Source organism: Nocardioides sp. CFH 31398, from assembly GCF_022436705.1.
GTDB lineage: Bacteria > Actinomycetota > Actinomycetes > Propionibacteriales > Nocardioidaceae > Nocardioides.
Genome location: NZ_JAKUHT010000011.1, coordinates 220,097 through 241,754 on the forward strand (window position 1 = coordinate 220,097; position 21,658 = coordinate 241,754).

The 21,658-nt window shown below is 74.4% G+C and carries 20 protein-coding genes and 1 rRNA gene; 3 read left to right on the top strand and 18 right to left on the bottom strand.

Annotation, left to right across the window (positions count from 1 at the left end):
- Nucleotide 1 precedes the first annotated feature (1 nt).
- The 5 genes from MJ876_RS10825 to MJ876_RS10845 are packed head-to-tail and all read right to left on the bottom strand — an operon-like array spanning nucleotide 2 to nucleotide 3,393.
- Nucleotides 2-769, bottom strand: coding sequence for a pseudouridine synthase (locus tag MJ876_RS10825; protein ID WP_240236291.1), 768 nt, complete (start codon nucleotides 767-769; stop codon nucleotides 2-4).
- Nucleotides 766-1,410, bottom strand: coding sequence for an SMC-Scp complex subunit ScpB (scpB, locus tag MJ876_RS10830; protein ID WP_240236292.1), 645 nt, complete (start codon nucleotides 1,408-1,410; stop codon nucleotides 766-768). Before scpB ends, MJ876_RS10825 begins: the two co-directional genes overlap by 4 nt.
- Complete coding sequence (locus tag MJ876_RS10835) at nucleotides 1,403-2,239, bottom strand: ScpA family protein (protein ID WP_240236293.1); 837 nt, start codon at nucleotides 2,237-2,239, stop codon at nucleotides 1,403-1,405. The genes scpB and MJ876_RS10835 overlap by 8 nt, the downstream gene beginning before the upstream one ends.
- Before the next feature lie 27 nt (nucleotides 2,240-2,266).
- Nucleotides 2,267-2,593, bottom strand: coding sequence for a hypothetical protein (locus MJ876_RS10840; protein WP_240236294.1), 327 nt, complete (start codon nucleotides 2,591-2,593; stop codon nucleotides 2,267-2,269).
- On the bottom strand, nucleotides 2,578-3,393 hold the full coding sequence (locus MJ876_RS10845) for a ParA family protein (protein WP_308192592.1): 816 nt from the start codon (nucleotides 3,391-3,393) through the stop codon (nucleotides 2,578-2,580). Before MJ876_RS10845 ends, MJ876_RS10840 begins: the two co-directional genes overlap by 16 nt.
- 732 nt (nucleotides 3,394-4,125) lie before the next feature.
- On the opposite strand from MJ876_RS10845, the gene MJ876_RS10850 reads away from it, so the two are divergent.
- Nucleotides 4,126-5,562: an HNH endonuclease signature motif containing protein gene (locus tag MJ876_RS10850; RefSeq protein ID WP_240236296.1), complete on the top strand. Its 1,437-nt coding sequence runs from the start codon at nucleotides 4,126-4,128 to the stop codon at nucleotides 5,560-5,562.
- 42 nt (nucleotides 5,563-5,604) lie between these two features.
- Nucleotides 5,605-6,078: an HAD family hydrolase gene (locus MJ876_RS10855; protein WP_240236297.1), complete on the top strand. Its 474-nt coding sequence runs from the start codon at nucleotides 5,605-5,607 to the stop codon at nucleotides 6,076-6,078.
- Here MJ876_RS10855 and MJ876_RS10860 read toward each other — a convergent pair.
- The 12 genes from MJ876_RS10860 to MJ876_RS10915 all read right to left on the bottom strand — a co-directional run bounded on the left by MJ876_RS10860 (nucleotide 6,075) and on the right by MJ876_RS10915 (nucleotide 20,101).
- Nucleotides 6,075-8,684 carry an RNA helicase gene (locus MJ876_RS10860; protein WP_240236298.1) on the bottom strand — a complete coding sequence of 870 codons (2,610 nt, stop codon included), beginning with the start codon at nucleotides 8,682-8,684 and terminating at the stop codon, nucleotides 6,075-6,077. The genes MJ876_RS10855 and MJ876_RS10860 overlap by 4 nt on opposite strands.
- Nucleotides 8,681-9,625 (bottom strand): site-specific tyrosine recombinase XerD, encoded by a 945-nt coding sequence (locus MJ876_RS10865; protein ID WP_240236299.1) that lies wholly within the window; start codon nucleotides 9,623-9,625, stop codon nucleotides 8,681-8,683. Before MJ876_RS10865 ends, MJ876_RS10860 begins: the two co-directional genes overlap by 4 nt.
- 3 nt (nucleotides 9,626-9,628) lie before the next feature.
- Complete coding sequence (gene ald, locus MJ876_RS10870) at nucleotides 9,629-10,741, bottom strand: alanine dehydrogenase (RefSeq protein WP_240236300.1); 1,113 nt, start codon at nucleotides 10,739-10,741, stop codon at nucleotides 9,629-9,631.
- A 43-nt stretch (nucleotides 10,742-10,784) separates the two neighbouring features.
- The gene (locus tag MJ876_RS10875) at nucleotides 10,785-11,405 is read right to left on the bottom strand and encodes an NUDIX domain-containing protein (protein ID WP_240236301.1); all 621 of its coding nucleotides are present in this window, start codon (nucleotides 11,403-11,405) and stop codon (nucleotides 10,785-10,787) included.
- A complete protein-coding gene (locus MJ876_RS10880; protein ID WP_240236302.1) occupies nucleotides 11,402-13,105 on the bottom strand; it encodes a CTP synthase in 1,704 nt (567 codons plus the stop codon). The genes MJ876_RS10875 and MJ876_RS10880 overlap by 4 nt, the downstream gene beginning before the upstream one ends.
- Before the next feature lie 30 nt (nucleotides 13,106-13,135).
- Nucleotides 13,136-14,077, bottom strand: a complete 942-nt coding sequence (locus tag MJ876_RS10885) for a copper transporter (RefSeq protein ID WP_240236303.1) — start codon at nucleotides 14,075-14,077, stop codon at nucleotides 13,136-13,138.
- Nucleotides 14,077-15,324 (bottom strand): putative cytokinetic ring protein SteA, encoded by a 1,248-nt coding sequence (steA, locus tag MJ876_RS10890; protein WP_240236304.1) that lies wholly within the window; start codon nucleotides 15,322-15,324, stop codon nucleotides 14,077-14,079. Before steA ends, MJ876_RS10885 begins: the two co-directional genes overlap by 1 nt.
- Nucleotides 15,325-15,392: 68 nt before the next feature.
- Entirely contained in the window at nucleotides 15,393-17,153 is a 1,761-nt protein-coding gene (recN, locus tag MJ876_RS10895) for a DNA repair protein RecN (protein WP_240236305.1), read from the bottom strand.
- 3 nt (nucleotides 17,154-17,156) lie between these two features.
- Entirely contained in the window at nucleotides 17,157-18,107 is a 951-nt protein-coding gene (locus MJ876_RS10900) for an NAD kinase (RefSeq protein ID WP_240236306.1), read from the bottom strand.
- Nucleotides 18,104-18,949: a TlyA family RNA methyltransferase gene (locus MJ876_RS10905; protein WP_240236307.1), complete on the bottom strand. Its 846-nt coding sequence runs from the start codon at nucleotides 18,947-18,949 to the stop codon at nucleotides 18,104-18,106. The genes MJ876_RS10900 and MJ876_RS10905 overlap by 4 nt, the downstream gene beginning before the upstream one ends.
- Complete coding sequence (locus tag MJ876_RS10910; RefSeq protein ID WP_240236308.1) at nucleotides 18,949-19,092, bottom strand: hypothetical protein; 144 nt, start codon at nucleotides 19,090-19,092, stop codon at nucleotides 18,949-18,951. The genes MJ876_RS10905 and MJ876_RS10910 overlap by 1 nt, the downstream gene beginning before the upstream one ends.
- A 10-nt stretch (nucleotides 19,093-19,102) precedes the next feature.
- Nucleotides 19,103-20,101, bottom strand: coding sequence for an HAD-IIA family hydrolase (locus MJ876_RS10915; protein WP_240236309.1), 999 nt, complete (start codon nucleotides 20,099-20,101; stop codon nucleotides 19,103-19,105).
- 44 nt (nucleotides 20,102-20,145) lie between these two features.
- Here MJ876_RS10915 and MJ876_RS10920 point away from each other — a divergent pair, with 44 nt between their 5' ends.
- The gene (locus tag MJ876_RS10920; RefSeq protein WP_240236310.1) at nucleotides 20,146-21,288 is read left to right on the top strand and encodes a DUF1015 family protein; all 1,143 of its coding nucleotides are present in this window, start codon (nucleotides 20,146-20,148) and stop codon (nucleotides 21,286-21,288) included.
- Between the two features lie 97 nt (nucleotides 21,289-21,385).
- On the opposite strand, the gene rrf is transcribed toward MJ876_RS10920, so the two are convergent.
- Nucleotides 21,386-21,503 (bottom strand): 5S ribosomal RNA (gene rrf / locus MJ876_RS10925).
- Nucleotides 21,504-21,658: the final 155 nt, after the last annotated feature.

Below are 21,658 nucleotides of genomic sequence, written 5' to 3' on the forward strand. Positions count from 1 at the left end.
CTCAGCCCGCGGCGTCGAGGAGCAACCCGAGCTCGTCTGGCGTGAGGTCGCGCATCTGGCCGGGCTTGAGGCCGCCGAGGTGCAGGGGCCCGAAGACGGTCCGCGCCAGCTGGGTGACCGGGTGGCCGACCTCCTCGAGCAGCCGCCGCACGATGCGGTTGCGCCCCTCGTGGATGACCAGCTCGACGATCGAGGAGCCCGGCCGGCCCTCGCGGACCTTCACCCGGCGGACCTCGACCGGGCCGTCCTCGAGCTCCACGCCGGCCAGCAGTCGCCTCTTCACGTTCGGGTAGACGGTGCCCTCGACCTCGGCCACGTACGTCTTCTCCACCTCGTACGACGGGTGCGCCATCCGCTGCGCGAAGTCGCCGTCGTTGGTGAGCAGGATCAGCCCCGAGGTGTCGGTGTCGAGCCGCCCGACGTGGAACAGCCGCTCGGGGCGGTCGGCCACCAGGTCACCGAGCGTGCGGCGACCCTGCGGGTCCGACATGGTCGAGACGACCCCGACGGGCTTGTGCAGCACGAGGTAGACGTGCTCCGACAGCGGCGGGAGCCGCTTGCCGGAGACGTGCACGACCGCGGTGCGGGGGTCGACCTTGGTGCCGAGCCGGGTGACGACCTCGCCGTCGACGGTGACCTCGCCGGCGAGCATCAGCTCCTCGCAGCGACGCCGCGACGCGACCCCGTGGCGGGCGAGCAACTTCTGGAGCCGGACGAGCCCCTCGTCGTCCGGTTCGATGTCGATGTTGAAGCTCGGCTCGTCGCTCATTGCTCCGGCAGTGTCTCGTCCCCGGCGGTCGCACCCGGCGTCGGGGCCGGGGTGGCCTCCAGCAGGTCGTCCTCGAGGTCGGCCATCTCCGGCAGGTACGGCGCCAGCTCGGGCAGCTCGTCGAGGGAGTCGATGCCGATCCGCTCGAGGAAGTACGACGAGGTCCGGTAGAGGTGGGCGCCGCTGGTCGGGTCCTGCCCGGCCTCCTCGACCAGGCCGCGGGCGAGCAGCGTCCGCATCACGCCGTCCACGTTGACGCCGCGGACGGCGGAGACCCGCGCCCGTGAGACCGGCTGGCTGTACGCGACGACAGCGAGGGTCTCCAGCGCGGCCTGGGTGAGGCGGGCCTGCTGGCCGTCGACGAGGAACCGCTCCACGACGTGGGCGTGCGCCTCCCGGGTGTAGAACCGCCAGCCGCCGGCCACCGAGCGCAGCTCGAAGCCGCGGCCCTGCTCGTCGTACTCCGCGGCGAGGCCGCCGAGCGCCTGCGCGACCTCGGCGGTCGGGTAGCCGACCGCGGCGGCGAGCGTGGCGGTGTCGAGGGGCTGGTCGGCGACCATGAGGAGCGCCTCCAGCGCGGGGCGCAGCTCCGACAAGGGGACGTCCAGGGCCTGCTCGTCGTCGTCGCGGGGGTCACTCATCGCTCGGGCTCCTGTCCATCGGGATCATCGGCGACCCGTCGAACTCGTCGACCTCGATCGCCTCGGCGACGTCGGTCGCGTCGTCGTCACCGGTCCACCGCACCCCGAGCTCGGCGAACGAGTGGGCCTGCTCGAACGCGACGACGCCCTCGCGGAACAGCTCGAGCAGGCTGAGGAACCGGGCGACCGTGGTCTGGGTGTCACCGGCGTCGGTGCACAGCGCGCGGAACGTCGTCGTCCCGGCGCGGCGGACCCGCTCCGCGACGATCACCGCCTGCTCGCGGACGCTGACACGGCTGACGTGGATGTGCGCCAGACCCACCTCGGGCTCCGGCTTGGGGGCCATGGCCTGCGCCGCCAGCCGGGCGAACTCGGCCAGCCCGATGCCGATGAGGACCTCGGGCAGGAGGGTGGCGAACCGCTCCTCGAGCCCGACGGCGCGGGGGAAGCGGCGCGCCTCGACCGCGAGCCGCTGCTCGAGGGCGGCCGCGACCTGCTTGTAGGCGCGGTACTGCAGCAGCCGGGCGAACAGCAGGTCGCGGGCCTCGAGCAGCGCCAGGTCCTCGTCGTCCTCGACGTCACCGGCGGGCAGCAGCCGGGCCGCCTTGAGGTCGAGCAGCGTGGCGGCGACGACGAGGAACGACGAGGTGCGCTCGAGGTCCCACGTCTCGCCGCCCGCCTTGACGTGGGCGATGAACTCGTCGGTCACCTGCGACAGGGCGACCTCGGTGATGTCGAGCTCGTGCTTGGCGATGAGGGAGAGCAGCAGGTCGAAGGGGCCCTCGAAATTGTCGAGCCGGAGGGTGAACTCCGGGGCCTGCTCGCTCACCGCCTCATTCGCTGACGCTCGGGCGGCTCAGGAGGAGAGGCGGCGGACGAGCTCGGACTCGGCGCCGTTCTCGTCGAGGTCCGCCAGCGCCATGGCGATCGCGGCGCGCACGAGCCGCCCGCGGTCGACCGACAGCTTCTGCCGTCGCAGCGACAGCCGGGCCTCCTCCAGGTCGAGCAGCTCGCCGGAGGTGACGTAGACCGTCATCTTCTCGTCGTGCTTGACCCGTCCGCTCGCCGTCCGACCGCCGGGCTCGGCCGGCGTCTCGGGCTCGGGGGCCGCGGTGAGGTGGGGCTTGTCGTCGGTGGGCCGGAACAGGTCGTCCGCGGCGGGGAGGCTCACCCGGCGTGGCACCGGTTCAGCACCTCCCTGGCGAGCTGGCGGTAGGACCCTGCGCCCGCCGAGGCGGAGGCGTAGTTCGTGATGGGCTCGCCGGCGACGGTCGCGTCGGAGAACTTCACGGTGCGGCGGATGACGGTGTGGAACACCTTGTCGCCCCACGCCTGCACCAGGCGCTCCATGACCTCGCGGCTGTGCAGCGTGCGGCCGTCGTACATGGTGCCGAGGACGCCGTCGACCTGCAGGTCGGGGTTCAGGCGCTCCGAGACCTTGTCGAGCGTGGTCTTCAGCAGCGCGACGCCGCGCAGCGCGAAGTACTCGCACTCGAGCGGCACGATGACGCCGTCGGAGGCGGTCAGCGCGTTGACCGTCAGCAGGCCGAGGCTGGGCTGGCAGTCGACGAGGATGACGTCGTACTCGGCGATGGCGGGGCGCAGCACCCGCTGCAGGGTCTGCTCGCGCGCCACCTCGTGCACGAGCTGCACCTCGGCGGCGGACAGGTCGATGTTCGACGGCAGCAGGTCCATGCCGGGCACGCCGGACGGGACGATGACGTCGTGGACCGTGACGTCGCGCTCCATCAGCAGGTTGTAGATGGTGAAGTCCATCTCGTGCGGGTTGAGACCGAGACCGACGGACAGCGACCCCTGGGGGTCGAAGTCGACGAGCAGGACCTTGCGGCCCATCTCGGCCATGGCCGCGCCCAGGTTGATGGTCGTCGTGGTCTTGCCGACGCCACCCTTCTGGTTGCACATGGAGATGACGCGCGCCGGGCCGTGCTTCTCGACGGCCGGCGGGTCCGGGAAGAACGGCATCGGACGGCCGGTGGGGCCGATCTCGACCGGGGTCTCGACGACCTCGGGCTCCGGCAGCGGGTCGGCCGCGTGGAGCTCCTCCGGCGTGGGCTTGGGGGTGGGCCGCTCAAACGGCAGGGGCTCGGCTGAGGTGGACCTCTGCGGAGCCGTGGCGTCCGGCCGCGCCTGCGGCATCGGCGGACGCGGTGGCATGGCGGGTGCGGGACCTGCGTGCATGTTCACGTCACTGACGCTAATTGTCGACTCGACGACTTGTGCGCTCCCACGCCCGGCGTGTCGCAGCCGCCTCAGAAACCTCAGCCGTCACGACGCTCCCCCGCCGCAGGTCCAGGTGCGAGGAGCGCCGGCGACGCGCCTCGAAACCCGACGAGGGGTACGCCGATCCGCACCCCCGCTGGTTGAGGTGCGAGCGCAGCGAGCCTCGAAACCCGGTGAACCGACCGGCGACGCGCACCACCGCCGGTCGAGCCTGTCGAGACCCCGCACGACGAGCGCCGACCCCCACCACCGCCGGTTGAGGTGCGAGCGCAGCGAGCCTCGAAACCCGGCGAGCCGACCGCCGACCCGCACCCCCGCCGGTCGAGGTGCGAGCGCAGCGAGCCTCGAAACCCGGTGAGCCGACCGGCGGCCCGCACCACCGCCGGTCGAGCCTGTCGAGACCCCGCACGACGAGCGCCGACCCCACCGGTCGGGCCACCGCCACTGTCGGCGGTCGCCCCTAGAATCGAACACATGAGCGAAGGCGTGGACGAGGTGCAGCAGGAGCAGGAGCCGGTGGACCCGGCCGCCGTGCTCGCCGCGCTGCGCACCGCCCGCACCACCGCGGATGCCGCCGAGGCCACCCAGCTCAAGCTCGCCGTCACCTGGGCGATCATGCACCCGCCGCAGTCGGTCGAGGACGCCGCCACCTGGTCCAGCGGTCCCGGTCGCGAGCGAGCCCGACGTCTGGCTGGGGAGGGCACCCCCGAGGTCGGCGAGTTCTGCCTGGCCGACCTCGCCACCACCCTCGGCCTCCCGCCGGAGTCCGGCCGTGCCTACCTCACCGCCGCCCTCGAGCTCGCCTACCGCCTCCCCCGGCTGTACGCCGCCGTGATGGACGGACGCCTACCCGCCTGGCGCGCCCGACGCATCGCCGAACGCACCACCGGGCTCTCCCGCGCCGCCGCGCAGTTCGTGGACCGCCACCTCGTTCCGGTGGCCCACCGCGCCGGGCCGACAGTGGTGGACCGGGCCGTGGGCGCCGCGATCGCCGCCACCGACCCCGACCTCGCCGAGCGCCTCGCCCGCGAAGCCCGCGACGCCGAGGGCGTCGCCAAGCGGTTCCTCGACCTCGACTTCAAAGCCGCCGCTTCGGACAGCGCCCAGGGTGATCTCTCCGGCACCGTCGCGGTGTCCGGCTGCCTCGACCTCGACGACGCCGTCGACCTCGAGACCGCCCTGCGCCACGGCGCCCAGCTCCGCGCCGACCTCGGCTCCGACGCACCCCTCGACGAACGCCGCGCCCACGCCGCCGGCGACCTCGCCCGCCAGCAGCTCGGCCTCGACCTCACCACCGACACCGATGACCCTCAGCCGACCGCCAGAACGATCCGGCCGGCCAAACCGACCAAGCCGACCAAGAACGTCAGCCTCGTCGTCCACCTGACCCGCGCCGCCCTCGACGGCACCGGCGAGGTCGTCACCGTGCGCCACCCCATCACCGGCGAAGTCCTCACCCTCGCCGAGCAGGCACGCACCTGGTGCGACCAGGCAGCGACCGTCACCGTGCAGCCCGTCATCGACCTCACTCTCGACGTCGACGTCGTCGAGCAGGTCGTCGGACACGCCACCAGCTACCGCATCCCCGCCCACCTCGACCGCCTGGTCCGACTCCGCGACCGCCACTGCGTCTTCCCCTACTGCACCCGCCCCGCCGACGCCTGCGACCTCGACCACACGGTGCCGTACACCGCCGGCGGCGAGACCTGCGCCGCGAACCTCGCCCCCCTGTGCCGCTACCACCACCGACTCAAGACCCACGGACGATGGCACTACCGCCACCTGCAACCCGGCCACTACGAATGGACCAGCCCCCACCGCGACACCTACCGCGTCGACACCCGACCCCACGGCGGCACCACCCGCGGCTCACCCCACGCGCCACCCCGAGGACCGACACCCGCGACATGATGTGCCGATGATCGACGTCGTCCTGCTCGACCTCGAGGCGTAGTGCGTCTCTTCGACCTCGACGAGACGCTGGCGGTGGAGAGCCGCCACGGACTGGCCCCGTCGACCCTGATCACTGCTGCCTTCGACGAGACCGCGCTGCACGCGCTGGCCCGCGGCCGGGTGCCCAAGCGCGCCTGGTTGGACGGGATCGCCGAGCGCACCGGCACGCCCGCGGCGGCCGTCGACGAGTGGGCCGCGCAGCCCGTCACCGTCGACACCGAGGTCAAGGCGCTCGGCCTCCTCGGGTCCTTCGACGGGCTGCTCGTCTCGGCAGAGCTCGGCGAGGCCAAGCCCGACCGCGCCCTCTTCGACCGGGTGGCCGCCGACCTGGGCGCGGAGCACCACCGCATGCTGCTCGTCGACGACACCCGCGCGAACGTCGACGGCGCCGTCGCCGCCGGCCTGGAGGGCCACCTCCACACCGATGCGGCCGCGCTCCGCACGGAGCTCGCGCGGCTGGGCGTCCTCTCCTAGAGCCGCCGCATCGCCGTCGCCCGGACTACGGCCTCGCCGACCTCGTCGGAGGTGGCCAGGTCGACCTCGGCGTCGATGACCCAGTCGCGGTGGCCCTCCGGGTCGAGGACCGTCTGACGCACCCGCCAGACCCGGCGGCCGTCTTCGTCGGTCGCCGGCTCGGTGGTGAACAGCTCGGGTCCGCGGGCGTCGCCGTCGGTGCGGATCTCGTCGTGCTCGGCGTAGTACGCCTCGAGGGCGGCGTCCCAGGCCGCGGCGTCCACGAGGGGCGGCAGCTCGCCGAGCCCGGCGGAGGACACCTCCAGCGCGGTCAGGGCGTCGACGTCGTCGCGGGCCGCGAGCTGCACGCGCCGGAACACCGCGTTGCGGACCATGACGGTGAAGGGACGCACCCGCTCCGACAGCGGGCGCGGCGGGGGCGGCGGTGCGGACGGGTCGCGGCCCTCGAGCGCCGCGGGCCCCGCGCCCGTCAGGGCCTCCCACTCGTCGAGCAGCGACGAGTCGGTCTGGCGGATGGTCTCCCCCAGCCACTCCTCGACGTCCGCGAGCGCCGCCGTCCGGTGGACGTCGGGAACGACCTGACGGAGCGCCCGGTAGGTGTCCGACAGGCAGCGCAGGAGCAGGCCCTCCGAGCGCGCGAGCTGGTAGCGCGACACGAGCTCGGTGAAGCCCATGCCCTGCTCCACCATGTCCCGGACGACGGACGCGGGGGTCATCGCGTCGGGCGAGAGCCACGGGTGGCCGAGCAGGTAGTCCTCCCAGACCGTCTCGAGCAGCTCCCGCAGCGGCTGCGGCCAGGTGACCTCCTCGAGGAGCACCATGCGCTCCTCGTACTCGATCCCGTCCGCCTTCATCGCCGCCACCGCCTCGCCGCGCGCGACGTGCTGCTGGGCGAGAAGGATGGCCCGGGGCGTCTCGACGATCGCCTCGACGACGCTCAGCACGTCGAGCGCGTGCGACCGGGACGCCGACTCCTCGGCGTCCTCGTCGGGCTGCGGCAGCACCTCGAGGGCCCGGAGAGCGAAGTGCGCGAGCGGGGAGTCCAGGCCGAACCCGGTGGGCAGGTCGACGGTGAGGACGAAGCGCCGCCCGTGCTCGTCGAGGTCGTCGAGGCGGGTGAGGACGCCGCTGTCGGCCAGCGACCGCACCAGCCGGACGGCACGGCGCGCGAGCCGCATCCGCTCGCGGGGCCGGAGGTCGTGGTTGTCGTAGACCAGCCGGCGGACGACGGCGGTGGTGTCCTCGGGCCGGCCGGCGACGTTGACGAGCATCGAGTTGTCGACCTTCATCCGCGGCACGAGCGCCTCGGGGGTGCCCTCGACGAGCTTGGTGAAGGTGTCCTCGGTCCACACCACGGCGCCGTCGGCGGGCTTGCGCCGCTGGACCTTACGCCGTTTCTTCGGGTCGTCCCCGGCCTTCGCCAGCGCCCTGGCGTTCTCGATGACGTGCTCCGGCGCCTGGACCACGACCCGGCCGCGGACGTCGTACCCGGCCCGGCCGGCGCGACCGGCGATCTGCTGGAACTCGCGGACCTTCAGCACCCGCTCGCGGCGGCCGTCGTACTTCGCCAGGCCCGTGAAAAGCACGGTGCGGATCGGCACGTTGATGCCGACGCCGAGCGTGTCGGTGCCGCAGACGACGACGAGCAGCCCCGACTGCGCGAGCTGCTCCACGAGCCGTCGGTAGCGCGGCAGCATCCCCGCGTGGTGGACGCCGACGCCGTGGCGCAGCAGCTTGCCGAGGGTCTTGCCGAACCCGGCGGCGAACCGGAAGCCGGCCAGCCGCTCCGCGATCCGGTCCCGCGCCTCGCGGGTGGCGACGGCGGAGCGCAGCAGCGTGGTGGCGTGGGCGACGGCATTCGCCTGGGTGAAGTGGACGACGTACACGGGGGCGTCGCCGTCCTCGACGAGCTCCGACAGCGTCTCGGCCAGCGGCGTCATCGCCCAGTCGAACGACAGCGGCACCGGCCGCTCGGCGTCCGCGACCACCGCCACCTCGACGTCGGTACGACGGGTCAGGTCGTCGGCGATCGACGTCATGTCGCCGAGCGTCGCCGACATGAGCAGGAAACGTGCCCCGGTCAGCTCCAGCAGCGGCACCTGCCAGGCCCAGCCGCGGTCGGGCTCGGCGTAGTAGTGGAACTCGTCCATGACGACGCGCCCCGCGGCGGCGACCGCGCCCTCGCGCAGCGCGACGTTGGCCAGGATCTCCGCGGTGGCGCACACCAGCGGGGCGTCGCTGTTGACCGCGGCGTCACCGGTGAGCATCCCCACCCGCTCGGCGCCGAACGTGGCGACCGCGTCGAAGAACTTCTCGCTCACCAGCGCCTTGACCGGCGCGGTCAGCCACCCCCGCTGCCCCGCGGCGAGCGCGGCGAACAGCGCGGCGGTCGCCACCAGCGACTTGCCCGACCCGGTCGGGGTGGCGAGGACGACGTGGTTGCCGCTGAACAGCTCGATGACGGCTTCGTCCTGGTGCGGGTACGGCTCGAGCCCCCGCTCCGCGACCCAGGAGCCGAAGGCGTCGTACAGCGCGTCGGGGTCGCGCCCGAGGCCCTGGGAGCGCAGGTCGTCGGCGAGGTCCCCCAGGCTGGCGGTGCCGCTCACGCGCGGGCCCGCGGGTGCGCGGTGGCGAAGACCTCGCGCAGGTTGTCGACGGTGACGAGGGTGTAGACCTGGGTGGTCGTCACCGAGGCGTGGCCCAGGAGCTCCTGGACGACGCGGACGTCGGCGCCGCCGTCGAGCAGGTGCGTGGCGAAGGAGTGGCGCAGCGTGTGCGGCGAGACGCCCTGCGCGAGCCCGGCCCGCTCGGCGGCGCGGGACAGCACGGCCCAGGCGCTCTGCCGCGACAGCCTCCCGCCGCGGGAGTTGAGGAAGAGCGCCGCTCCGCCGCGACCGGAGCCGACGAGGTCGGCGCGCCCGCGGACGAGGTAGGCGTCCACGGCGTCGCGGGCGAAGCGCCCGACGGGCACCAGCCGCTCCTTGCCGCCCTTGCCGCGCAGCAGGACGACGGCGTCCTCCGGGTCGCGGTCACCGGTCGACACGTCGTCCACGTCGAGGCCGACGGCCTCCGAGATCCGGGCGCCGGTGCCGTAGAGCAGCTCGAGCAGCGCGCGGTCGCGCAGCGCCAGGGGCCCGTCCTCGGGTCCCCCGGCGGCCTCCAGCAGTGCCTCGACGTCGGAGAGGCCGAGCGCCTTGGGGAGCCGCTTCGCCGGGGCCGGCGGCTTGACGGCACCGGCGGGGTCGACCTCGGTGAGCCCGTCGCCGACGGCGAAGCGGTGGAAGCCGCGGACGGCGACGACGGTCCGGGCGGCGGACGACGCCCCCAGCGGAGGGTGGTCCGCGTCCCCGGTGCGCAGGGCCGCCAGGAAGTCGGTGACGGTCGCCTCGGTGACCGCGTCGAGGTCGGTCACCCCCGCGGCGTCCAGGAAGGCCAGGTAGCGCCGCAGGTCGCGGCGGTAGGAGCTCAACGTGTTCGCGGCCAGGCCGCGCTCGACCGCGAGGTGGTCCAGGTAGCCCCGGACCGCCCCCGCGAGAGGATCAGCCACGTCTCACCAGAGGTCGCCCGGCGACGCCGCGTCGATGCCGTGCGCCTCGCCGACGGGCGCGGAGTAGAGCCGGCCCTCGTGGGTGGAGAGCCCGGCGGCGAGCGTCGGGTCGGCGGCGCAGGCGCCGCGCCAGCCGCGGTCCGCGACCGCCACGACGTACGGCAGGGTCGCGTTCGTCAGCGCGTACGTCGAGGTGTTCGGCACGGCCCCCGGCATGTTCGCGACGCAGTAGAAGATCGAGTCGTGCACCGGGTACGTCGGGTCCGCGTGCGTGGTGGGGTGGGTGTCCTCGAAGCAGCCGCCCTGGTCGACCGCGATGTCGACGAGCACGGACCCGGGCTTCATCCGCGAGACCAGCTCGTTGCTGACCAGCTTCGGCGCGGCCGCACCGGGGATCAGCACGGCGCCGATGACCATGTCGGCCTCGGTGACCTGCTGCTCGATCGTCAGCCTGGACGACGCCAGCCCGCGCACCCGGTTGTCGTAGCGCCAGAACGACATCCGCAGCTTGTCGAGGTCGGTGTCGAGCAGCGTGACGTCGGCGCCCATGCCGAGCGCGATGTTCGCCGCGTTCTGGCCGGAGACGCCGGCGCCGATGATGACGACCTTCGCGTTCGCGACACCGCCGACGCCACCCATGAGGACCCCGCGGCCGCCCTGCGCCTTGAGCATCGCGTGGGCGCCGACCTGCGGGGCGAGGCAGCCGGCCACCTCGGACATCGGGTAGAGCAGCGGCAGGGACCCGGACGGCAGCTGCACGGTCTCGTAGGCCAGGGAGGTGACGCCGCGCTCCATGAGCTCGACGGTCAGCGGTCGGTCCGCGGCGAGGTGCAGGTAGGTGAAGAGGGTCAGGCCCTCCCGCATCCGGTGGTACTCCTCGGCGACGGGCTCCTTGACCTTGAGGACCGTCTCGGCCTCGCCCCAGGTGGAGTCGGCGTCGGGCACCATCCGCGCGCCGGCGGCGACGTACTCCGCGTCGGGGATCTGCGAGCCCTCGCCGGCGCCGGCCTGGACGAGCACCTCGTGGCCGTGGGCCACCAGCTCGTGGACACCGACGGGCGTGATCGCCACCCGGTACTCGTGGTTCTTGACTTCCTTGGGTACGCCGACCTTCACAGCAGCACCCTAGCCACGGGCGTGTCCCAGATCACGATCGGCGTCACAGACGGCCGCGTCGTCGCAGAGCGTCGTACGCGAGCAGGGCGGCGACCACGGGGCTCGTGCCGAGACGCCCGTCGAGCGCCGCGTCGAGCAGGCCGTCGAGGGGCGCCCAGAAGACCTCCATCTCGGCCTCCTCCGCGTGCAGCTCGAAGTCGCCGCGCGAGACGTGGGACAGGCCGCGGGCCAGGAAGACCTCCTGCACCTCGTCGCTGATCCCGACGCTGGGCCGCAGGGTGAGCAGCGGCCGCCAGTCCGTGGCCTCCAGCTCGGCCTCCTCCCGGAGCTCGCGGACGGCGACCTCCTGGGACGCCTCCCCGGCGACGTCGCGCAGACCCGCGGGGAGCTCGACGAACCAGCCGGGCCCGGCGTGGCGGTACTGCCGCAGGCAGCAGACCCTCTCCTCGCCCTCGACGGCGTCGTCGACCGCGAGGACCACGACGGCACCGGGGTGCTCCAGGACGGTGCGGGAGTGCTCCTCGTCGCTGCCGGGCGCGCGGACGACGTCCTCGCGGAGGTTCACGACCCAGTCGCCCTCGTAGAGGTACCGCGAGGAGACGACGTCCCAGGAACCCTCCCGGTCGGCCAGGTCTGGCGCGCCGGCGCCCCCGGGGTCGCTCACGCGTCGACCTCGACCCAGCGGCGCTCCAGGGTGGACTCGTCGATCGGGATCCGCAGCTCGCGCTGCCGGGTGATGGCCGCGTCGACCAGGCCGGAGAACAGCGGGTGGGGCCGGGTGGGCCGGGACCGGAGCTCGGGGTGGGCCTGGGTGGCCACGTAGTACGGGTGGACGTCGCGCGGCAGCTCGACGAACTCCACCAGCCCGCCGTCGGGGCTCTGGCCGGAGAACACCAGGCCGGCCTCGCCCAGCCGGTCACGGTAGGCGTTGTTCACCTCGTAGCGGTGCCGGTGACGCTCCTCGACGGTGGTGGCGCCGTACGCCTCGGCGACGACGGAGCCCGGGGTGAGCGCGGCCGGGTAGAGCCCGAGCCGCATGGTGCCGCCCAGGTCGCCCGCGCCCTCCACGAACGCCTCCTGCTCGGCCATCGTGGCGATGACGGGCTCGGGGGTGCCGGGGTCGAACTCGCTGGAGCCGGCCCGCTCGAGACCCAGGACGCTGCGCGCGTACTCGATGACCATGCACTGCAGCCCCAGGCAGAGCCCCAGGGTGGGGATGCCGTGGGTGCGGGCGTAGGTGAGCGCGCCGAGCTTGCCCTCGATGCCGCGGATGCCGAAGCCGCCGGGCACGCAGATCGCGTCGACCTCGGCGAGCTGCTTGGCGGCGCCCGCGGGGTCCTCGCAGGAGTCCGACGGGATCCAGCGCAGCTGCACGCGCGCCTCGTGGGCCAGGCCGCCGGCGCGCAGCGCCTCCACGACGGACAGGTAGGCGTCCGGCAGGTCGACGTACTTGCCGACGAGGCCGATCGTCACCTCCTCGCGGGGGTGGTGGACGCGCCGGAGCAGGTCGTCCCAGTCGGTCCAGTCGACGTCGCGGAACGGCAGGTCGAGCCGTCGGACGACGTAGGCGTCGAGGCCCTCGCGGTGCAGCACCTTCGGGATGTCGTAGATGGACGGCGCGTCGGCGGCGGTGACGACGGCCTCCTCGTCGACGTCGCACATGAGGGCGATCTTGCGCTTGATCCCCTGCGGGAGCTCGCGGTCGGCGCGGCACACGATCGCGTCGGGCTGGATGCCGATGGAGCGCAGCGCGGCGACCGAGTGCTGGGTCGGCTTGGTCTTCAGCTCGCCCGACGGGCCGATGTAGGGCACGAGCGAGACGTGCACGAAGAAGCAGTTCTGCCGGCCGACGGCCTGGCGGACCTGGCGGGCGGACTCGAGGAAGGGCTGCGACTCGATGTCGCCGACGGTGCCGCCGATCTCGTGGATGACCACGTCGACCCGCGCGCCCTCGTGCTCACCCATCGCGAGCATCCGGTCGCGGATCTCGTCGGTGATGTGCGGGATGACCTGGACGGTGTCGCCCAGGTAGTCACCGCGCCGCTCGCGGGCGATGACCGTGGAGTACACCTGACCGGTCGTCACGTTCGCGATCTGGTTGAGGTCGACGTCGAGGAACCGCTCGTAGTGACCGATGTCCAGGTCGGTCTCGGCGCCGTCGTCGGTGACGAAGACCTCGCCGTGCTGGAACGGGTTCATCGTCCCGGGATCGACGTTGAGGTAGGGGTCGAGCTTCTGCATCGTCACCCGCAGGCCCCGGGCCTTGAGCAGGTTGCCGAGGCTCGAGGCGGTGAGGCCCTTGCCGAGCGAGGAGGCGACTCCCCCGGTCACGAACACGTGCTTGGTGGGAATGTCGTCCTTCACGGAACTCCAACCTACACTCCGGTGCGCCTCTCAGGAGGCAGGCGTGGGCACTGCGCCGTCCGTGCCGTGCACGCCCCAGGCGCCGCGGACGCCCTCGTCGGCCCGGATCAGGCCCAGGACGGCCAGGACGCGGCCCGCCTCGAGGTCGGTGCCGTCGACGGTGGAGACGTCCGCCACGTCGCCGGAGTCACGCAGGCGGCGCATCGCTCCCCCGGCCCCGGAGGACACGTCGTCGACGACGACGGTGCCCGCGGAGCGCTGGGCGAGACCGGTGAGCAGCCCGGTGGTGACGGCGTCGGCCGAGCGGACGGCGGCGGGATCACCCTCGGCACCGGCGTCGGTGCCGAGCACGACGAGGACGAGAGGTGCGCGGGTGCGGCTCGCGTCGGGACCGGTCAGCAGGCCCGCGCGCCGCAGGCTCTCGCCCACCGCCTCGGTCGCCCGGACCGGCGGCTGCCCCTGCGGCTCCCGGCTGGCCAGGACCATGCCGAGCAGGCCGCCCATCCGCTCGTACGTCGGGGCGTCGGCGTCGACCGGGAGGTCGGGGTTCTGCGCGAGGAGGCGTCGCCCGAGGCTGTCGACCAGCGCCGTGCCGCCGGCCCCGGTCAGCTCCTCGGTGGCGCCGTACGTGCCGGTGACCCGACCACCGGCGAGGGCGACCTGCTCGCGGAGGGCCTCGACGACCCCGTCGTCCGCGCCCGGCATCGTGAGGAGCGCGACGTCGCGGCCGGTCAGCCGGTCGTCGTAGACCCGGGGGGCGGTGGCGCTCGCGAGGGCGCCGGAGGCCTCGAGGGCGCGGACGGCGGACGCGTTCGTGAGGGCGGGCGCCGCCCCGGTGCGGGTGGCGAGCTGGTCGGTGCCGGTACCGACGTCCGAGAGCGGCCCGGCGCCGACCGCGATGCCGACCGCGAGCGCGAGGACGGTCGCCGCCGCCGGGGCCAGGCGGCGACGCAGGCTGGTGGGGGCGGGCATCAGCGCACCGCCCCGACGAGGGTGCGGACGAGACCGGCGACCGCGTCGACCGCGGCAGCGGCCCACTCCTGGCCGACCGGGGTGACCAGGATCGCCGCCAGGAGCGCCAGCAGCCCGACGAGCAGGACGCCGACGACGTGGCGCAGGCCCACGCGGCCGGCGTAGACGCCCGGCAGCGCGGCGGCGTCGACGAGGCGTGGCCCGATCTCGAGGCGCGTCAGGTGGGTGCTGCCCAGCCCGGGCCGCTCGCCGTCCAGCAGCTCCTCGAGCGTGGCGTGCATGCCCACCCCGACCACGGCGGAGGCGCCGCGGTGGTGGGCGAGCAGCAGCGCGGTGTCCTCGGGCGTGGCCGAGGTGCGGACGGTGAGGGGCGTGAGGCCCAGCCGCGCCAGGCGGTCGGCGGTGTCCGCGGTCGCGGTGCCACTGCCGCCACTGCCCCCACGCGGTTCGACCAGGACGACGTCGCCGGCGTGGCGCAGCACCGCGGCCGGCGGCAGGCCCCGGTCGTCGCCGGGGGCCGAGACCACCACGACGTCCGGCTTCATCCCCACGTCCGTGGCCACGACGGCGCCGGTGTCGACGCCGATCACGACGGGTCGCTGCTCGCGCACGAAGGCGCGCACGGCGCGCAGCTCGGCGCGGTGCTCGTGGCCCGCGGCGACGACGACCACCGGGCGGCCGGCGAGCGAGGTCGTGGGGTCGGGCAGACCGGCACCGTGGAGGAGCAGCCGGTGCTCGCGCTTCAGGAACTCGCCGGTGTGGAGCGTCAGCGACTCCAGGTGCGCGCTCATCGAGGTCCGGGCGCGGGCCTGGAGGTCGACGACGCTCGAGGCGTCGAGCACGCGTCCCTCGAACGACGACGCCGCTCCGTCGGCGTCGGAGGACCCCTCGACGTGCAGCCGCCCCTCGTGGATCCGCACGACCGTGCCGTCGCGGACGGCGTCGAGCACCGCGACACCGACGCGGTCGAGGTGGACGACCCCCGCGTCGGCGAGCAGGCCGGCGCCGAGGGTCGGGTAGCGCCCGGAGATCGAGGACGACGCGTTGACGACCGCGGCGGCCCCGGCGTCGATCGCCGCCTGGGCGGTGGCCCGGTCGAGGTCGGTGCGCTCGAGGACCAGCACCTCCCCGCGACGCAGGCCCCGCAGGGCGGCCTCGCGGCGGCCCGCGGTACGACCGACGACGCGGGCGCGACCGGTCAGGCCGGGCTGGGTGTCGGGACGGCGGGTGCGCACGGGGAGCCTCATCGGACGACCATGCTGACACCGGCCGAGCCCCACCCCGGGCAGGTGCGTCGGCGCGTCGGGAAGTGGCCTCAGACCGTGCTGCGGGCCGACTCCAGGAGCTCGCGGGCGTGCGCGAGCGCGGAGTCGGAGTCGTCGACGCCGGCCAGCATCCGCGACAGCTCCCGCTCGCGGTCGGACTCGGCCAGCACCGTGAGGCCGGAGGTCGTCACCGACCCGTCGCTGGCCTTCTCGACGACCACGTGGCGGTCGGCGAAGGCCGCCACCTGGGGCAGGTGGGTCACGACCAGCACCTGGGCGGTGCGCGCCAGGCGGGCGAGCCGGCGCCCGACCTCGACCGCCGCACGGCCGCCGACCCCGGCGTCCACCTCGTCGAACACGAAGGTCGGGACGGGGCTGGTGCCGGCGAGCGACACCTCGAGCGCCAGCATCACGCGGGACAGCTCGCCACCGGAGGCGCCCTTGTGCAGCGGCCGCGCCGACGCCCCGGTGTTGGCGGCGAGGAGGATCTCGACCTCGTCGAGGCCGCTGGCGGTGTGGGCCAGCCACCGCTCCCCGACCCATAGCGGGGCGCCCGGACCGGGGTCGACGCCGGCGGGGGGCGGCTGCGCCTCGTTCTGCGTGACGCGCAGCTCGACGACCGCGTGGGGCATCGCGAGCCGGGTGAGCTCCTCGGTGACCTCGGCGGCCAGGCGGACCGCCGCCTCCTCGCGCAGGGCGGAGAGCCGGGCGCCCGTCACGGCGAGCTCGTCGCGGAGCTCGTCGCGGTGGGCGCGCAGCGCCTCGATCTCGTCGTCGGTGCCGTCGAGCTCGAGCAGGCGCCGCGAGCCGCGCTCGGCCCAGGCCAGCACCTCGTCGAGCGACTCGGCGTAGCGGCGGGTCAGGTCGGTGAGCGCCGCGCGCCGCTCGGACACGGCGGCGAGCCGGGCCGGGTCGACGTCCAGGCCGGTGGCGTAGGACGCGACGTCGGAGGCGAGGTCCGACAGCAGGTAGCCCACTTCGGCGGCACGGTCGGCGAGGCCGGCGGCCTCGGCGTCGTGGTCGCGCACGGAGTCGAGCAGGGACCGGGCCGCGCCGACGGTGGACACGGCGTCCGCGCCGCCGGAGTCGCTGGAGAGGGCCTCGCGGGCCTGCTCCGCGGCCGTCCGCAGCTCCTCGGCGTGCCCCAGCCGGGCCTCCTCGGCGGCGAGGGCGGCGTCCTCACCGGGGACCGGTGCGACCTCCTCGATCCTCGCCAGCGCCTCCCTCAGCGTCTCGGCCTCCCGGGCGCGCTCGCGGGTCGCCCCGAGCACCTCGGCGAGCTGCTGCTCGGTGGCCACGAGGTCGGCGTGCGCGACCCGCCACCGGCCCAGGGCCTCGGCGACCTCGGTGGCGCCGAACCGGTCCAGCGCCTCTCGCTGGGCGGAGGCCCGCAGCAGGCGGTGCTGGTCGGACTGGCCGTGCACCGCCACGAGCGGCTCCGCCAGACGGGCCAGGACCGAGGCCGGCACGGCGGCCCCGCCGACGAAGGCGCGGCTGCGGCCCTCGGCCGAGATGGTGCGGGCCAGCAGGACGCTCTGCTCCTCGACCTCGCCGCCGGCCTCCTCGACCTCGTCGGCCAGACCGGGAGTGGCGTCGGTGCGCACCAGGCCCTCGACCCGGGCGCTGCGGCGCCCGGCCCGGACGGCGCCGGAGTCGGCCCGGCCACCCAGCAGGAGCCCGAGGGCCGTGACGACCATGGTCTTGCCGGCACCGGTCTCACCGGTGATGACGGTCAGGCCCGGGCCACCGCCCAGCTCCAGGGTCGAGGACTCGATGACGCCGAGCCCGCCGATGCGGATCTCCTCGAACACGGCCTAGACCTCCCCGGCCGGGGACCCGGCCACGGGGTCGGCACCCCGCCAGCCGGCGACGGGGAGTCGGAACTTGGCGACGAGCCGGTCGGAGAACGGCGCCTCGTGGAGCCGGACGAGCCGCAACGGGCGGTCGCCCCGGCGGACCTCGACCCGGGCCCCGGCGGGCAGGTCGACCGTCCGCCGGCCGTCGCACCACAGGACGCCGCTGCCGTCGGGGCGGTCCTGCACCTCGACGGCCATCACCGACGAGGGGTCCACGACCAGCGGACGGGCGAACAGCGCGTGCGCGCTGATGGGGACCATGAGCAGCGCCTCCACCTGCGGCCACACCACGGGGCCGCCCGCGCTGAAGTTGTACGCCGTGGACCCGGTCGGGGTGGCGAGCACGACACCGTCGCAGCCCCACCGCGACAGCGGACGACCGTCGACCTCGACCAGCACCTCGACCATCCGCTGGCGCTCGGCCTTCTCGACGCTGGCCTCGTTGACCGCGAAGGTGCGGGTGAGCACGTCGCCGTCCAGCAGGACGAGGACGTCGAGGGTCAGGCGGTCCTCCGTCGACCAGCGTCGCGTCACGACGGCCTCGATGGTCACCGCGAGGTCGTCCTGCTCCGCCTCCGCCAGGAAGCCGACGTGGCCGAGGTTGACCCCGAGGAGCGGCACGCCGCTGGCGCGGGTGAGCTCGGCGGCCCGCAGGATCGTGCCGTCGCCGCCGATGACCACCGCGAGCTCGCAGTCGGTGCCGGGGCACCCGTCCTCGGTCCAGACCTCGTGACCGGGCGGCAGCGGCGCCTCCCCGAGCAGGTCGACGGCCTCCGAGGGCAGCAGCCGCACCCCCACGCCGCGCTCGGCGAGGGCCGTCCCGCAGGCGCGGGCGACGGCCCGGGCCTCGGCGCGGCCGGTGTGCGCGAGCAGCAGCACCCGGCGGTGCGGGAGGGGCGAGTCGGTCACGGCGTCAGCCTCTCACCCGGCTCCGACACCGGTGGAGTCACCGCCGCAGCCACCGCCCCGGAGTCCAGCTGCGGGGGACCCTGGCGGAGCCAGGTGAAGAACTCGACGTTGCCCGACGGGCCGGGCAGCGGGCTGCGGACCACGCCGACGACGCCCCAGCCGAGCCCCGCGGCCTCCTCGACGACCCCCTGCACGCTCTCGACGTGCAGGGCCGGGTCACGCACGACACCGCCCTTGCCGACCCGGTCCTTGCCGACCTCGAACTGCGGCTTGACCATGAGCACCAGGTCGCCGTCGGGGGCGGTGACCGACACCAGCGGGGCCAGCAGCAGCCGCAGCGAGATGAAGGACAGGTCGCCGACCACGAGGTCGACGGCGCCGCCGAGGAGCTCGGTCGTCACGTCGCGGACGTGCGTGCGGTCGTGGACGTCGACCCGGTCGTCGTTGCGGATGCTCCACGCCAGCTGCCCGTAGCCCACGTCGACCGCGGCCACCCGCGCCGCACCCGCCCGGAGCAGGACGTCGGTGAAGCCGCCGGTGGAGGCGCCGGCGTCGAGGCAGCGGCGCCCCTCGACGCGGAGCCCCCGCGGCACGAACGCGTCGAGGGCGCCGGCGAGCTTGTGCCCGCCGCGCGAGACGTAGCCCGGGTCGTCGGGGTCCTCACGGACCACGACCGCGACGTCGAGCGACACCGCGGTCGCGGGCTTCGTGGCCACGACCCCCGCGACGGTGACGCGACCGGCCTCGACGAGGGAGGCGGCGTCGCCGCGCGAGCGCGCCAGCCCGCGGCGGACGAGCTCGGCGTCCAGGCGTTGTCGTCGTGGACTCCCGGAGCGGGCCATCAGACCTCGAGGGCCGCCCTCAGCGCACGGTGGGCCTCCTCGAAGGCCGCGAGGTGCTCGGGGACCGCGAGCTCGTCGAGACCGTCGAGGGCGGCCATGGCCGGCTCGACCAGGCCGGTCTCGGTCAGCGGGGCGTCGTCCACGTCCCGCACGCTACTCCGCCGGGGGGACGGCGCCGTCGACGTCCGCGGGCGTGCCGCCGTCGTCGAGGTGCTCCCAGAGGGCGCAGGCCGCTGCTCGCCACCAGGCGGCGACGCTGCCGCCGTCCCCCGTCACGGCCAGGGCGCCGTCGGCGACGGTGGCGGTCCAGCCGTCCGCGGCCCAGCCGTCGTCGCCGCGCTGCGGCGCCTCGTGGGCCTCGTGGAGGCCGCCGAGGTCGGGGGCCAGCAGCGTGGGGCGGTGCTCGGCGGCGATCGCGGCCAGCTCGGCGAGACCGGTCACGCCGGTGAGGACGAGCAGCGAGTCGACGTCCACGGCGTGCGCGCCCTCGATGTCGGTGTCGACCCGGTCGCCCACCATGAGCGGCCGCTCGCCCCCGACGCGGCGCACGGTCTCGTGCAGCAGCGGCGGCTGCGGCTTGCCGGCCACAATCGGGTCGACGCCGGTGTAGCGGGCGAGCATGTCGACGAGGACGCCGTGCCCGGGGGCGCGTCCGCGGGCGGTGGGGATGGTGTGGTCGGTGTTCGACGCGACCCAGGCCAGGCCCTGCTCCACGGCGACGGCGGCGGCCATGACGTCGCTCCACAGCACGTCCGGCCCGTAGCCGGTCATGAGGACGACGGGGTCGTCGTCGAGGCCGACCGGGACCAGGCCGGCCTCGCGGGCGGCGGCCTCGAGCCCGGCACCCCCGAGCAGCAGGACCCGGGCGCCCTCGCCGTGCTCGTCGAGGACGAGCCGGGCGGAGGCCTGCGCGGACGTGACGACGTCGGTGGGGTCGGCCGGGACGCCGAGCCCGGTGAGCCGGTCCGCCACGACGTCGGGCGGGCGCGAGGCGTTGTTCGTGACGAACGCCAGGCGCACCCCCGCGTCCCGGGCCTGCGCGAGGTGGTCCGCGGCCCCGGGCACTGCGTCGGGTCCGACGTAGACGACGCCGTCCAGGTCGAGCATGACCAGGTCGTACGTCTCGACCGGGGGTCGGGAGTCGGGCAGCACGAGGGTCTCCTCCGCTCGCTGAGGGCCCGCCCTACGATCGTGGGGTGGACGAGGTGACGGTGACGACGCCACCCGTGGTGGTCGCGCCGTTCCGGCTGCTGCCGTTCCGGGCGATCAGCCTGGACCCCCGCCGCACCGGTCATCGCGGTGTGGCGCGCGTCCTGGCGCGACCCTACCGAGGGGTGACGGAGCGCCTCGACGCCTGGGAGTCCGCCGGGCGCCTGGCCCGCGACCCCGAGGCAGCGGTCTACGTCCACGAGTACACGACGTCCGGGATCACCGTCCGCGGCCTCGTCGGCGCGCTCGACCTGACGCACCGGCCTGAGTCGGACGGCGGTTCGGCGGTCCTCCCCCACGAGGGGGTGCACCTCGACCAGGCGGCCGAGCTGACCGACCGGATGCGGGAGATGCAGGTCAACCCGGCGCCGATCCTGCTGGTCCACCGCGCACGTCCTGCGACGAGGGCGGCCGTCTACCGCGCCATGGCCTCCGAGCCCTGGCAGTCCTTCACCGACGCCGAGGGCCAGCGGCACCGCATCTGGGCCGTCCGCGAACCGGGGGCCGTCCAGGCCCTCCAGGAGTCGCTGCGGGCGACCCGGGCGGTGATCGCCGACGGCCACCACCGGTACGCCGCGTACCTGCGCCTGTCGCAGGAGCGGCCCGGGACGCCGTGGGACCGCGGGCTCGTCATGCTGGTCGACCAGGACGACACCCCCCTGTTCCTCGGGGCCATCCACCGGGTGCTGCACGACGTCGGGCTCGACGACCTGCGCTCCGCGGTGCTCGGCGCCCCGGGCCTCGAGTGGTCCGAGGCGGGCGAGAGCGACGCGGTCGCCGCCCTGGCGCCCGGCGCGCTGGTGGTGACGGACTCCGAGCGGTGGGCCGTCATCACCTTCGCCGGTGCGTCCCCGGACGCCGTGCAGTGCCGGGCCGCCGTCGAGGTGCTGCACCACGACGTCCTGCCCCGCCTCGACCCCGGGCCCAGCTCGACGGAGTACGTGCACCGGGTGGACGACGTCCTGCGACGCGCCCGACCGGGGGCGGCGACCGCCGTCCTGCTGCCGGCACCGGGGTTCGACGTCGTCATGCGGATCGTCTCCGAGCAGGGACTGCTGCCCGAGAAGGCGACGTCGTTCCAGCCGAAGCCGACCACGGGCGTCATCATGCGCTCGGTCCCGGACGGCTGAGTGGTCGCGTCGTGGCCCGGCCGGTCATCGGGCCCGACCGCCACGAAATGACGAAAGGCCCCTCCCGGAGGAGGGGCCTTTCGCGTTTCAAGTAGTAGTCCGGCGGCGTCCTAGTCTCCCACAGCCTCTCGACTGCAGTACCTTCGGCGCTGGAGGGCTTAACTTCCGGGTTCGGTATGGATCCGGGTGTTTCCCGCTCCGCTATGGCCGCCGTGACATCTGTGAACCTGTCCCCTGCGAGCAGTGTGTGCTCGCGGGTGTGTAGTGGTTCAGACACCGCAGAGTGGACGCGTGGCCGTGTGGCCTGATCTTGTTACGTGCGTTGTTCGGGCTTGTCACCTGGTGATCGCCGGTCGAGTTATTTCACCGT

What these genes read in the sequence shown, in the direction of transcription:
- scpB (WP_240236292.1), bottom strand. Translation starts at nt 1,410, where the DNA reads ATGAGTGACCCCCGCGACGACGACGAGCAGGCCCTGGACGTCCCCTTG.
- MJ876_RS10905 (WP_240236307.1), bottom strand. Translation starts at nt 18,949, where the DNA reads ATGGCCCGCTCCGGGAGTCCACGACGACAACGCCTGGACGCCGAGCTC.
- MJ876_RS10845 (WP_308192592.1), bottom strand. Translation starts at nt 3,393, where the DNA reads ATGCCGTTCTTCCCGGACCCGCCGGCCGTCGAGAAGCACGGCCCGGCG.
- steA (WP_240236304.1), bottom strand. Translation starts at nt 15,324, where the DNA reads ATGAGGCTCCCCGTGCGCACCCGCCGTCCCGACACCCAGCCCGGCCTG.
- MJ876_RS10825 (WP_240236291.1), bottom strand. Translation starts at nt 769, where the DNA reads ATGAGCGACGAGCCGAGCTTCAACATCGACATCGAACCGGACGACGAG.
- MJ876_RS10850 (WP_240236296.1), top strand. Translation starts at nt 4,126, where the DNA reads ATGAGCGAAGGCGTGGACGAGGTGCAGCAGGAGCAGGAGCCGGTGGAC.
- MJ876_RS10885 (WP_240236303.1), bottom strand. Translation starts at nt 14,077, where the DNA reads ATGCCCGCCCCCACCAGCCTGCGTCGCCGCCTGGCCCCGGCGGCGGCG.